The sequence below is a fragment of the Simplicispira metamorpha genome (assembly GCF_004341365.1).
GTDB lineage: Bacteria > Pseudomonadota > Gammaproteobacteria > Burkholderiales > Burkholderiaceae_C > Simplicispira > Simplicispira metamorpha.
The window spans coordinates 23,238-36,832 of the sequence record NZ_SLXH01000022.1; the positions used below are offsets into that span (position 1 = coordinate 23,238).

The 13,595-nt window shown below is 56.8% G+C and carries 6 protein-coding genes; 2 read left to right on the forward strand and 4 right to left on the reverse strand.

Features of this window, described 5'->3' with window-relative positions; all coding sequences use genetic code 11:
- Positions 1 to 56: 56 nt before the first annotated feature.
- From EV674_RS12090 to EV674_RS12105, 4 genes are all read right to left on the reverse strand, one after another.
- A complete protein-coding gene (locus tag EV674_RS12090; protein WP_119014400.1) occupies positions 57 to 5,273 on the reverse strand; it encodes a DNA methyltransferase family protein in 5,217 nt (1,738 codons plus the stop codon).
- 3 nt (positions 5,274 to 5,276) lie between these two features.
- Complete coding sequence (locus tag EV674_RS12095; protein WP_119014399.1) at positions 5,277 to 8,234, reverse strand: DEAD/DEAH box helicase; 2,958 nt, start codon at positions 8,232 to 8,234, stop codon at positions 5,277 to 5,279.
- A gap of 392 nt (positions 8,235 to 8,626) precedes the next feature.
- Positions 8,627 to 9,082, reverse strand: a complete 456-nt coding sequence (locus tag EV674_RS12100) for a lysozyme inhibitor LprI family protein (protein WP_243647384.1) — start codon at positions 9,080 to 9,082, stop codon at positions 8,627 to 8,629.
- 204 nt (positions 9,083 to 9,286) lie between these two features.
- Positions 9,287 to 10,576 (reverse strand): replication protein RepA, encoded by a 1,290-nt coding sequence (locus EV674_RS12105; RefSeq protein WP_119014397.1) that lies wholly within the window; start codon positions 10,574 to 10,576, stop codon positions 9,287 to 9,289.
- Between the two features lie 718 nt (positions 10,577 to 11,294).
- Here EV674_RS12105 and EV674_RS12110 point away from each other — a divergent pair.
- On the forward strand, positions 11,295 to 12,545 hold the full coding sequence (locus EV674_RS12110; protein ID WP_119014412.1) for a ParA family protein: 1,251 nt from the start codon (positions 11,295 to 11,297) through the stop codon (positions 12,543 to 12,545).
- Positions 12,530 to 13,549 carry a ParB/RepB/Spo0J family partition protein gene (locus EV674_RS12115; protein ID WP_119014396.1) on the forward strand — a complete coding sequence of 340 codons (1,020 nt, stop codon included), beginning with the start codon at positions 12,530 to 12,532 and terminating at the stop codon, positions 13,547 to 13,549. The genes EV674_RS12110 and EV674_RS12115 overlap by 16 nt, the downstream gene beginning before the upstream one ends.
- Positions 13,550 to 13,595 lie beyond the last annotated feature (46 nt).

Below are 13,595 nucleotides of genomic sequence, written 5' to 3' on the forward strand. Positions count from 1 at the left end.
TCTCAATCGAACTCAGTTTTTATGAATGGCTGCCTTGAGGCGCTCACCGCGCCTAGTCATTGCGGCTGCTGCCTATCGAAGAACGCCCACGCCACCCGGTAGTCATCCTCGCGGCTGGCGCGGGCGAAGGGGGCGGTGTAGGTGCGTTGCACTTCGCGCGGGCCGCCGGGCAGGGTGTCGTCCATGAGCCATTGGGTGATGGTGGTGCCGTCGGACACCTTGGGGGTGCCGCCGCGCTTTTGGGTTTCTTCGCTGTCGCCGGCGTCTGCGCTGGCGTAGGTCCACAGGTCGTCCCAGCCGAAGTTGCCTTCGCGCACTTTGCCATCGGGGGTGGCGATGCGGGTGCGGGGCGTGCTGCGGCTGCCTTTGCGCGGCAGGCCCACGCCAACCAGGCCTTTGCTGTTGGTGAAGACGATGCGGCCGGTGGCGTCGTACCAGGTGTCGCGCTCGTAGCCTTGCATGACGGGGAATTGCACGCGGTAGATGAGCAGCAGCTCGTCCAGCGACAGGCCCAGGGCTTGGGCCACCAGCACGTCGATTTCGACCAGGGCCATGCGGCGGGCGTAGTCGCTGCGCAGGGCGCAGTCGCGCGTCCAGGTGCTGGTGAGCGCGGGCCAGAAATCGTGCGGCAGGCGCGGGTTGCCCGGCTGGCTCCAGCGCTGGTCGGCAAAGTCCAGGTCATAGACCTGCTCCCACAGCGGAGCGTAGTGGGTGGTGAGGCAGTTGAGGGTGAGGGCGCGGGCAGAAATGTCCGCGGATGTGGAAAGCCTTGGCAACTGCGCCAATCCCTCACCATAAAGGTCGCCACGCCCAGTGCTTTTGATAAAGAAATCAACGAATAACGAGTTCAGCATCGCTGTACATGAAAGCAGTAGCTGCTGATTCTGGAAACTCGTGGCAATACAAGTATTGATGATGGCTGAACCAGGGGGAATTAGCGCAGCAACCAGAGTTCGTTCACCCGACTGGGACAGTCGGCGGCGATGCACTAGCCGGAAAAACTCCGTCACGGGCCTTCCGCGCGCTTCCCCCTCTTCAATCCAGCTCACGCGAGCCGTGCGGCGCAGGTATTCCGCGCGGTCGGGCATAGGTCGGTAATTGGTGCGCGGCAGGTAGTCGTCGGGCAAAGTTCCAAGGTCAACGTTGTCATATGCCAATGGCGTGTTACAGAGTTTGCGCGGAGTTTTACAAAACGGGTTAGCCACAAAGAAATGCGGGCCAGACAGCACCCAGTCGTGCGGCGTAGCGGCAAAGCCTGGGTCGGTGCTGGGGCGGCGACTGATGGTGCCGTCGTGTTGCTGGGCGGTTTCGTTCCACATTTCGGTAGCGAAGTAGCCCTCGTCCAAGTCGGCCAAGCGCTGGGGATAGGCGGCAAGTTTGGCCAATACATTACTCAAGGCGCCAGCGTGTAAAGCGGGCAGTCGGGCACGGCGAGCGGGGGTGCCAGGTTCGTCGTAAAGCTTGGCAAAGGTGGTCAGCGCGGCTTCGTCCACGCGCACAATACGGTCACGGTGACCGGCTGTGTTCCAGTCACCGTTTGCCGTCTTTATTCCATCGGCCAATCCATCACCTTCGTGCTGATACGACGCATCGACCGTGGCTGGGATAAAAACATTGGCAAGGGTGTCGAAAGCAGGCTGCTGCCTTCTTGGGCCATATATATTGATTGAATATGTGACCCAGTGCAGCACTTCAGCAAATAGCTTTTTGACATTGACAAACTGAAAATGTCTTCTCAACCGCGCATAAATTGCCTCGCGTAATTCCCCACCCTTGGGGTCCTCGTACGGCCCTTCGGGGTGCAACAGCCCGGCTACGCCCTGCGCGCTGCTCAAGTGCCAAACCAATGGCAAAAAACACTTGTATAAGTTGGCAGGCATGCCCTTGAGCTGTGGGTAGTTCTGCACGGCATTCAAAAAGGCTTGCGTGCCTTCGGCTTCTTCCAGCTCTTGCAACCAGTCGGCCTGCAGGCCGGGGAACTGGGCAAAGGCTTCGGCGCGCAACTGGGCCAAATCGCTGGCGCTGATTTTGCGCACGGCAAACACCGGGTTGCGCTCGCCCAGAATGCCGGCCTCGTTCCACTCCACCTTCAGCCAGGGCGGGTTGCCCAAAATCAGGTCAAAACCTGCGCCGGAGCGGCCCTCGGTGCCCGGGCCTGCGCCCAGCAGCACATCGGCAAAGCACAGCTCCCAGTGCATAAAGCGGCGCTGCGCGGCAATGCCCTCCACCACGGCGATGCGGCTAAACAACTGGCGCAGTTTGCTGATGCGCAGCTGGCCCAGCTTGTCGTGCAGGCGCGGGGCGGCGGCTTGCAGCTCGGGCTGCGGGTCGTCAAAACCGGCAAAGCTGGGTTGCACGTTTTGGAACACTAGCTCGCCCGTGCGGGTGGCGGGCTGGTCAAACAGCAAGCCCGCCTGGGGCGTGACGTCAATCACGTTGCCTTCCAAAATGGCGCCCACTTCCATCCACCACTGTTCGCGGCTGGGCAGCTCGTGGCTTTGGGTAATGGGCCAAAACCACAGGGCGCACCAGTAGTCCATGACCAGCTTCAGGCGGCGGAAGGGCGTGGCCAGGTCGCCATCTTCATTGAGCAGGCCTTGCTGGCGGATGGCTTCTTTTTGCGCGCGGCTAATGCGGTGGCTGCGGCTTTCATTGCTATTTTGATAGCTGCTTGCGCTTGCTGGGTGGTCGCTAGAGGCCGATTTGGCTTGAAATTCGGGGCGCATACCGTGCGGCCACACGGGGGTGGCATCTTCGGTGCGGGCGCGGTCGCGGGCCAGGGCGGCGCGGTGCTCGGCCCAGAGTTCATCCACGCGCTGGCTCAGTTGCTGCAGGCGGGCAATCTCATGCGCGGCCAGTGGGGCGCAGAAGGCTTTGCGCCAGGTTTTTAGCTGGGCAAATTCGGCGGGGTAGAGTTTTTTGGCGTCTTTGTCGCCGTAATCGGCCATGCCGGGGTCGGGCAGCAAAAAGTGCCAGATTTCGTCCGGGCGGCGCGGTGCGCTGGCGCTGGCGCGGCGCGGGGGTTCTTCATGCCAGGCGGGTTTGGCGCCTTTTTTCAGGGCGGCGGCGTTGAACACCTGGTGGCGCGCGCCAATCAGGCTGTTGCCCGCAAACAGTTGGTAGCCAAACCAGGGCACGCGCGCGGGCAGGGGCTGGCCGGTGGCTTCGTCTTGCTCGCCATAAATGGCGTTGAGCCACAGCGAGACTTCGGCAAGCTCCACGGCCACGGGGTTCAAGTCCACGCCAAACACGTTGCGGTCGGCCAGGTACATGCGCACTTTTTGCAGCTCTTGCGGGTACTGGTCGTGGGGGATGCGGGTTTTCAGCTCGGCCTGTTTGCGCTCTAAATACGCCTCGGCCAGCTGGTTCACGGCTTCGTTCAAGAAGGCGGCGCTGCCCATGGCGGGCTCGCAGACGGTGAGGGTGAGGATGTCATCGGCCTTTTGCACGCGGCCGTTTTTCTCGTCCAGCAGTTCTTTCAGGGCGTACTTCACCAAGCACTGGGTGAGCACCTGCGGGGTGTAGTAGCTGGCGCTTTTTTGCCGGTCGCGGCCCGCCAGGCGGTAGATAAAGCTGCCCTTGGGGTGCATACGCAGCTTGCGGCGGCCTTCTTCCACGTCGTACACCTTTTCATCGTCGCGGTAGTCGTCGATGTGGCTGCGGGGCACAAACCAGGCGTTTTCCAGCAGGTCGGCGTCCGAGTCGCTGGCGCGGGCGCGGCGGCTGGTGTCTTCGGCGTCGTCGCTCTCGCTGTCGTCCTCGCCTTCGTCGCTGGCCGCAGCGCTGGCTTTTTTGGGCGCGGGTTTGACTTCGTAGAGGTCTTCGTCGGCAAAAAAGCCCCGGTAGCTGAGCAGCGCCTCATACACGGCGCCCAGTTGGTTGATGGACAGCAGCTGGTAGCTGACGCGGCCCGCGCGCCGACCCTTGCCGCCTTTGCTGAGCGAGAGCAGGCGAATCACGCGCTGCCACAGGGCGTTGGGGAATTGCACCTTGGCCAGCAGCGGCAGGGTGCTGTCGTCAAACAAGCGGCTGTCGAGTGGCGCCAGGGCAAAGGTGTCTTTGGCGCCCTGGGGCACCGGGGCGTGGCTGTCGTGGTTGGCACGCAGGCTGGCTTGTTCGCCTGCCAAGCCGCAGCCGTGGGCCACCAGCGTGAACAGGCGGCGCAGGGTGAGGTCGAAGTATTTGCCCTCGCGCGCCTGGGGGGTGGGCAGGGGCTGCAGTTCCAGGTCGCGCAGGCTCTCCAAACTGTAGCCCTTGAGGTACACCTCGCTTTGGTTGATGGGCACATAGCCCAGCTCGGGCCGCGCCTCGATGTAGAACATGAACAGCAGCCGGTACACCATGCGCAGGCATTCCAAACTGAGTTCGCCCGCATCCAGCTTGTATTGGCCCGAATACACGCTTTTTTTGCTGCCACTGGCTTGTTCATCCAACTGGCGGGCGGCTTCGTTGCCCAGCAGCTCGATGGCTTCGCGCAGGGCGTATTTCAAGTCCTCGCTGACGCCAAAGGCGTGTTTGTGGGCGTTTTCGTCCAGGCTCTCCAGCAAGCTGCTGCCTTCGCCGGGGGCCAGGCTGTCTTTGTGCAACAGGGCGGCGCAGGCTTTGAGGGTGTCAGCGTCCTTGCGGTCGAGGATGTCGGCCCAGGTAAAGCGCAGGGCACGGTTGTTGGGCCATTTGTAGCGGTCCAGCAGCAGCCATTCGTCCAAGCCCAGCAGCAGCACATAGCGCGGGGGCTGGTCGGCGCCAAACACGGCATCCGAGAGCAAATCGGCCCAGGTTTCGCCCTTCACCTGGGGCGGCAAGGGCTCGGTGCCGTAGTGGAAGGCGGTGAGCTGGTGGTCCAGCAGGTCATCTTCTTCGCGGCTGGGCTGGTAGGCGGGGATGATGGCCAGGCGCTGGCCCAGCAACTCCCACATGGGCAGCGGCAGGCCGGGCACCAGCTCTTGCAGGGGGGCGGTGCGGGCGGGCGCGGTGTAGCCCAGGGCTTGCAGCAGGCCGGTTTGCAGCTGCACAAAGGTGGCCCAGCGCTCGTGCTCGTCTTTGCCGCGCTGCACCTGGCCGCGCAGGGCAAACCAACGCTGGGCCCAGGCTTGCAGGCGCTTTTGCGGGGCGCGGTGGGCATCTTGGCCGGGGTGCTGGGCTTCGGTGGCGTCCCAGGCGTCTAGGCGGGTTTTGATGTCGCCCTTGAACACTTCGGCCAGGTAGTGGTGGCTGTAGAACTCGTTTTCGTTGGTGATGCCAGCAAAAGTTTGTACGGCTTCAAGGATGGGCATGGCTCAGGCTCCGGCGGGCGAGGGGGCAGCTTGGGGGTGGCAGACGCCGGCGAGCACCTGAATCCAGGGCTGGGGCTCGGTAGTGAGGGTGTCGTGCACCCACTGGCGGTAGTCGTCAAACACGCGGCGGATATGCTGGCTGCGCTGCTCAAAGCGGCCACGCTGCACAGTCTCCAGCTGTTTTTCCAGGTCGAGTGTGAGCTGCTGTATTTGCGCCCCTTGCAGGCGTTGCAATTCGGCCAGGGTGCCTTCCAGTCGTTGGGTGAGCTGCTGCGCAAAGGCCTGTTGGCGTTCCAGCATGAAGCGGTGCATGGTCTGCACGGCCTGCGGCAGGGCTTGCTGCATCTGCGCTTGCAGGCCGGCCAGTGCCTCGGTGTGGCCCCGGTTGGGCAAGCCCGCGGCTTTGAGGCCGGCGCGGGCGGCAAAGGCATCGAAGCCTTCGAGGGCAAAGGCGCCCTGCCCTACCCGGTGGGCCACTTGCCATTCCACCAGCAGGGGCTGGCCCTTGCGGTTGGGGATGAGGCTCATCAGGATGAAGGCCTGCTCTTGCGGGGCCAGCCGGTGGCTTTGCAGCAGCGGGGCTTTGTGGCGGCCAAAGTGGGTCAGCACGCGGTCGCCCAGCCATTCCATGATGGGGTGCTGGGGCCAGAGGTAGTGCAGCCGGGGCCAGGTTTCTTCTTCAGAGCGGGCCTGGCGGGCGGTTTCGATGGCCTCGGCCATACGTACCGGGTCGGCACACAGGGGGTAGTGGTCGTTATCGGCCTGGGCCTCGCGGGGCAACTGGCGCAGGCGCTCTTGCAGGTCCAGCGGCGCGGTAATAGAAATAATTTGCTCGGCATCGACCGCAGACCACTGGCACAGCGTTTGCCCCTGGTTGAGCTGGGTGAGTGCGGTTTTGGCGTAGTGGTAGTCGCTGGGGAACAGCGAGGCAGGCTCGGCAATGTGTGCGGTGCTGGAGGCTGGTGGCTCAGAAGATGTAGCTTCGCCGCCTTCGGTGCTGGCACCGGCACCAAAGAGCTGCATCAGCCAGTCACCCTCGTTGTCGTCCTCACTGCTGGCCGCTTGGTCCAGGGTGGCTTCAACCGCTTCAGGCGCCAGGCCATCTGCCATGAAGTCGGAGATTTTGGCCGCTTCCTTTTCGGGGTCGAAAACGTTGAGGAAGGCCGAAGGGTCACCAAGGTTCAAGTAGGCCTGCTCGTCCTTGGCTTGCAGGATTTCAAGGATGCGCAAGTCACCCCGGATTTTGTCGTTCACGGTTTCGGTGAACAGATAGACGATGTGCGGCTGGTGCTTTTGGCCGTAACGGTCCACGCGGCCATTGCGCTGCTGGAACACCATCAGGGACCAGGGCAGGTCAAAGTGAACCAGGCGGTGGCAGAAGTAGTGCAGGTTCAGACCTTCGCTGGCCACATCCGAGCACAGCAGCACGCGGATGGGGTCGTCGAGGCGGCCAAAGCGGTCTACCAGAGTTTGCTGCTCGGTGTCCGACATCTGCCCGTGCAGCATGGCGACCTGGTTGGGCTTGAGCTTGAGGTCTTGGCTGAGCTGATTTTCCAGCCAGCGCAGGGTTTCAATGCGCTCGGAGAAGATGACCAAGCGGTCTTCGGCCTGGATGACTTGCCAGCCAAATTCGGGCGATTTCAGTTGCTGCAGCAGGCGCTGGTACTTGCTGAAGGACTGGGCTTTGCTGTCGTCGACCAGGGTGCGCAGGGCATCGGCAAACACCTCCAGGCCATCGATTTCCTGGCCTTCCTCAGCCGTGGGGCTGCTCTTGCCACGCAGCAATTCCATGCGCTTGAGGGTGGACTCCAGCGCCGCCGCCGGGCTGGAGAACAGGGCTTTTTGCATACCCACGCGCTGCAACTCGGTCTGGCGTCCACCTTTGCGCTGCCCACCCTGGGTGAAGGGGATGGCAAGCAAGGCGCGGTAAGCAGCCTCTTCCTGGGCGCTGGCCGCCTGGCTCAGGCACAGGGTCTGGCGCTCTTGGAAATCGGCGCTCACCTGGTCTTTGATGTCTTTCTTGAAACGGCGAATGACCAGGCCTTTGCTACGGAAGTCATCGGGCGTGTAGCGGTCTGGGTCGGAGATGGCCGTGGGGTCCAGCAAGCTCATCAAGGAGGCAAAGCTGCGCGCTGAGCCGTCATGTGGCGTAGCGGACAACAGCATCAGCGTGTCAGAGCGGTTGGACAGCAACCGCGCCAACCTTGCCCGGCGCGACAGGCCCGACTCCCCTGCCCTGGCTGCGACGTTGTGGCATTCGTCGATGACGATGATGTCCCACCAGGCGTTTTCCAGATAGTTGCGGTACTCCAGGTTGTTCTTGAGCGTGTCTATCGAGATGATGCTGCGGTCGAAATGGTTGAAGGGGTTGTGATTGGCTGGGATGCGGTTGCGCACCCGACCCAGGCCCACGGAGTCCAGGCGGGTCAGGGGAATGGAGAAACGACTCCACCACTCTTTCTGGAACTGGGTGAGCATGGCCTTTTGCGTGACTACCAAGATGCGCTTGCCCCGGCCCCTCTGTATCAGCTCAGTAGCGAGGATGCCCGCCTCCAGCGTCTTGCCCAGCCCTACGGCATCGGCAATCAGGATGCGCGAGCGCGGTTGGCGCAGCGCCTGCAAGGCAGGGTCCAGCTGGTAAGGCACCAGGTTCATCACGCCCCGGTGGCCCAGGTGAATCTGCTCGTCATTGGCCACGCTGCGCCTGCGCATGCTCTCCAGATAGAGGATGGTGGCGTTGTAGGTGGGACTGGCATCGGGCACCAGCTCAGTCTGAGCCGGGTCCAGCACCTCGATGTGGTCTTCCAGCGCCGTCAAAAACAGCGCCGACTGGCCACGCACCAAGTCAGAAATGCCATCGCAGGTGAGCAAGTAGCCGCCATCGGTAGCGGGGTCCACACGGCGAATGAGCCACTCTTCATCACGTATCACGGCGCGCGCGCCAGGAGCAAAAGCAAGCATGCAGGACGGTGGTTCAACAACCACGGGGTGAGAGTTTTCTGGAGCCTTGGAGTATCGGGGGTTTTAATAGAACGTCATGGGCACCATGTTTTGGGAAAGCAGCTTAGCAACAGGTGTCTGGCCAACTTTCGTCCCGAAAAAGCATTCAACGAAAGCCATCAAGCCAAGTGCCAAGCGCTCATACCCTACGGGTCATGCGTATCCAAGCTACTTTTATGGAAAGTTCAGTGCTTCCAAAAAAACTTGATGAGTCGAGCTTCCAATCGATGAAGCTGACCGTGATGACCAGTGTGTACCTGTCTCGCTGGAACAAGCCACTGACTTGAGCTTTACTTTGGTCGCACTGCTTTGCATGCACATGCTGCTGAAGAGTGATGCCTCACCTTGCCTCATCAAGGCAGGGCAAGGTTTTCCAGCTCTTTAGCGCGGTTAGCTGTTATCGTCATCGCACAGTCGTTGCCACTGACACGCGCCATGGTGCCCCCATCCGGGTCATAGTAGAAACCACAGTTGGCATCTCGGAACTTTATCCAGGCTCGTTGCGCCTCTTGCAGTTGTTTTTTGCGCTCAGGCGTCAAATCTGCCATCAAGGCCTTGTAGGCCTTGTTCAAGCGCACATCCTGGCGTTGGTGCTCAGCCACGATGCACTCCACCATGCCCTGGGTGGTGTCACCAGACTTGTCCATGCAGGCGGTGAACTGTTTGGACAGGTTACTGTCCTGAGCCTGGACCCACATGGGTATGGAAGCAACCAAGGCCAGGGTGATACGCAGCAAACGGGTATTCATATGTGGGTTACTTTCAATCGCATTTTTAAAATACCACCGGCGCAGTTTGGTGGAAACCAAGATGCACTGCATCTAGCGACTGGGCGAGCGGGTGATGCCACGCACCTTAGAGCACCAGGTCAACGAGTTGCACATCTGGTGCTATCTTGAACTGATTTACTGAACTGGACAGCCCTTAGACGGCAGCTGTTGCATAGCCACGGCTGAGGATTGGGGGAGCACGTCTCAAAATAGATTTGTGCAACAGTGCCACTGTAAATTCAACTAGGCATACGGAGTAGGTAGCTTATTTTCAGCAAGCCTAATTTTTGTCGGTGATACCGTGAGGGTGATGCCCCTGTGAATCATCACTCCTTCGGATGAAGTCTCGACCCTAGGGGCAAGAGACTTCCATGCTCCTTGGATATTTTCTAGACTGCGTACAAAAGCACGTTTAAATGTCTTCAGTTGCACGGCATGTGCTTTGGCTGATGTGCTCTTGATGTCAGGGCCGAAGTTAGAAAATAACTCGTCCCATGTGAACGACCGTCGGGCCCTTGTTCCAACATGGTTTAGCAGGTAAACCTGCTGACTCAGCCAGCAGTAGATATCCAGGGCTTGTGGTGATTTTCCAAGAAACTTTGCAATGCGCACATCAACGGGGACTGCACGTGCCTTGACCGCGTTATAGAAGTTTTCACTCAAAACAATCGACATGTTCCAAAAGGCACTGCCGCTGCTATCTATAAATGCCTTCAAGTGAACAGCGTCTGTGATGTTAAGCCTTACCATGCGGTAGTCGGTTTCACTTTTAAATGAAACAGTTATGTGCGCTCCCAGAAGCCGAATGAACTGCTCCTTGAAAAGAGTGAATAGCCCACGCTCGCCTGCCGACGTAATTGCTGAACGAGAACCATCAAATGCAAACTCTAGCAAGCTAGGAAGGAACTCGTCACCGCGAAGTCGAATTGTTCGCTCCTCTGGGCTACGGTAGCTGCTTTCTTTGTCTGCGTACTTGGCTTCCAGCAATGACACGCAAGTAGTTAAGTACAAAATCACCAGGCGCGGGTACTTGCCATTTGGGTAGCCCATGATGATGTTGCTGTTTGTTTTCTCATCAAAGTAAGTTCCTGGCTGCAACACAATGGATTCTTTCCCCGCATACCTTGACCAGCTTTGAACATCTTGAGGGATGTTCTGGTAAGGCAGCGCAGAAGGCAATAGCCATATAGGCATCAACGCCAGTGCGTCATCTTCCGTGGGCGATTTATCTATCAAAGACTGACAAACGTAACTGACCTTAGAAGCTTTACTGCGGGCTTCTTTTTCTTTTCGTATTGCATAGGCACTGTCGCTGATTTTGGCTAGTGACGCGTCCTTGATGGTGACTGTATCTTCATTGATACCCATTTCTCTAGGTATTGCATGAGGTTTGCTCACTCTCGTTGAAGTACGTGGTTTTTCGCTGAAATCAACCTGAACTTGTTGGCTGGATGGCTGCTGCACCCCTGGCATCTCCTCAGCAAGCCTCAGCAAGTGCTGTATAGCGGGATTGTGAAAAACATTCGAATTCATCGTAATTCTAGTGAGTCAGCGTTTTTTTGCCTACTCAGCGTTTTTTTGAATGATTGGTCTTTGGATTCTATCTGATAACTACCTTGGCTCTAAGTGGGAGCGATAGCGACCCAACTACTTCTTTACTGAAGAAGAGATACCTTCTGATACCAGATACAAGGCGCTAAAAATTCTCGCTAACTCATTGATTACATTGGTGAAAATTGAAATCAGTAGCGCAACATTCTGCGAAATAAGTGCAACACTCTGCGTACAAGGTGCAGCATTCTTTGAACTTGGGCGCAGCATTCTGCGAGAAATGCGCAACATTCTTTGTGAATAATCACCTTGCTTGTGAATAAGCTGTGGATATCTTCGGTTTGATGTGAATGCTTGATTGTTTTTTTCGCATAAAGAAAAAAAATTTCGCAACATGAAATATGCATGTCCCGTACTTCAGTGCTACATCACTAAGTTCTCGCGCAGTTCTCATTCAAAAAGATTCTTGCACTTCGCCAAAAAAACGATGAACTTTTCGTAGAACGCAAAAACTTTTTTGCACAGCTTGTGCGATGAGCATCGCTATGTTCCGCTCAGACTCATGCGAGCCTCGGTTCGACGCTTTGCACTAGACGAGTGCATTCCGTGTGTATGAAGCCCATCACTGACTTCATCGTTTTTTCTCTTGTCATGGAGTTTTTCGTTTACAGTCTATGTGTTCGTTTACGAAAGATGCACCATGCAACTAGAGACAGAGAAGTCAAAAATTCGCCTTGAAGCGCTAGCTAAAACACTCACAGACGCGATAGAGCTTCAAAAAAAAACACAACAGCTATCGCTTAGTGAAGTTGCCGAAAGAGCCCGCAGGATGACCGAGCTTGCTCAGCTTCTGCGCGACAAGATGATTGAGCCGATGCCTAAGAAGGCGGCTCCAAGATTCACCGCCGGCCAACTGGCCGAGATATGCGGCTTTGACCGGAATAGGCTCAACTATCTGATTAGAAAAGATGAAGCCTTGCCCAAGGGAAGCAAAAAAGGTAACTCCAGAGATTTCTCACTTGAAGAGGTGTACCTATGGGTTGCAGCGGTTCGTCCGCCAACCCCACGGCCCTCTGAAGCTAAGGCGCCCGTGTTAGCGGTATCCAACCTGAAAGGTGGGTCTACCAAGACGACCACCACAATGTGCTTGGCACAAGGATTAGCACTCAAAGGTCGTAAAGTTTTGATTATTGACCTAGACCCCCAAGCGTCCCTCACGGAGTTGTGCGGTATCTATGCTGATATAGAAGTTGATTTGGATGAAACGATTGGTGGCTTCTTTTCGTCCTACCTCGAAGATACGCCTATGGAGTCCATCAAGCCAATCATCAAAGAGTCTTACTGGAAGAACATCTCTGTTGTTCCTGCATGTACAGCAATGCTTGGCTCTGATTTCAATTTCCCACTCATTTCGCGAAAGCGGCCAACAAAGCAAATCTGGACTCTTTTAAGAGAAGGCCTTGAGGGAGTTCGGCACGACTTTGACTACATCCTTTTGGACACCGCCCCTTCCATCTCCTACACCACTGTCAACGCCATCATGGCATCAGACACTCTTATCCAGCCACTTGTACCAGATAGCTTGGACTTCATATCTTCTATCCAGTTTTGGTCGTTATTTGCGGATTTGACGGAGATGTTCCAGGAACACGAAGGGAACAAAGGCTTCGACATGATTAAAGTCTTGCTCACCAAAGTCAACTACAACTCCGAAGCAGCACTCATCGTAAAAGAGTGGGCGAAGTTGTCTTACAAAGACTGGCTGCTTGACATTGAAATTCCAGCTAGTGCAGCAGCTTCCTCAGGCGCGTTGTCAATGAATACTGTATATGACCAAATGAGTGGAAATGAGGATGCAAGCAAACGCACCATTGATAGGTTGCGACAACCATTCAACGAGCTTTGCTCGATGGTTGACTCCTTCTACTCGGCGAAATGGATGACAGTATGAAAAAGAACCGATTTCAATCCTTATTGGCTACAGCTCAGTCCCTTCCTGATGTGGACAACCTCCCTAGTGCCAACAGTGATGATGAGGATGGCAATCTGAGGTTCCGCCCTAAGACGGGAGCAGTTGCGTCTTCATACATGACGAATCTCGAAATGAAGTCGGAAGCACTTGAGCGGCAATTGGCTGAAGCCCGCAGTCAAAATGCAGCAGTACGAATTCCGCTTGACAAGGTACAACCGAACCCTTGGCAACCCCGTCTTGTTTTCACTGAAGAATCGCTAACTTCCCTTGAAGACAGCATTCGTGCCAGCGGAGTGCTGCAGCCAATTGCTGTTAGGTCGCATCCTGTAGAAGAAGGTGTTTATCAGTTGATTGCCGGCGAACGCCGCACAAGAGCTGCCCGAGCTGTCGGCTTTTCAGAAATACCTGCAGTCATACTTGAGCTGTCCGATGCCGACATGGCCGCACAAGCTCTTACAGAAAACGTAGTTCGTGAAAATTTGACCGACTACGAGATTGGCATCGCTTTGATACGAATGCAATCTGAGTTTCCGACTAAGGTTGACATGGCCAACACCTTTGGCATCAACAGAACATCCTTGTATAGGCTTCTTTCTTTTGAAAAACTACCGCCAGTAATCTTAGCCAAATTGGCGGACAAGCCGAGTCTTATTAGCGCTGCTGCCTGTTATGAGTTGGTCAAATATACCTCTGACAACCAAATTTCAGAAGAGGCTGCCAATCAGCTTATCCAGGACCTGGAACTCGGATTAGACATAACTGATATCATTCATCGCCTCAAAAAGCAGGACGCACCTCAAAATGCTCCCAGCCAACCTAGAGCCACAAAGCGGCAGTTGTTCGTTGGTCGGAAAAAGGTTGGTGTGATTGATGTGACAGACTCATTCACCACTATCAAGCTTAAAACAGAGCTTGCGAACAATGAGAAGCGAGAGCAGCTGATTCTCTACATGAAGTCCCTTTTCCCTGAAATAGAGTTTTAGACTGCCACCTCTTTCTATGAAGCTCCTTCGCAGGAGCTTTTTTTCT

Coding starts and splice junctions, on each gene's coding strand:
- EV674_RS12090 (WP_119014400.1), bottom strand. CDS start 5,273: ATGCCCATCCTTGAAGCCGTACAAACTTTTGCTGGCATCACCAACGAA.
- EV674_RS12095 (WP_119014399.1), bottom strand. CDS start 8,234: ATGCTTGCTTTTGCTCCTGGCGCGCGCGCCGTGATACGTGATGAAGAG.
- EV674_RS12105 (WP_119014397.1), bottom strand. CDS start 10,576: ATGAATTCGAATGTTTTTCACAATCCCGCTATACAGCACTTGCTGAGG.
- EV674_RS12110 (WP_119014412.1), top strand. CDS start 11,295: ATGCAACTAGAGACAGAGAAGTCAAAAATTCGCCTTGAAGCGCTAGCT.
- EV674_RS12115 (WP_119014396.1), top strand. CDS start 12,530: ATGGATGACAGTATGAAAAAGAACCGATTTCAATCCTTATTGGCTACA.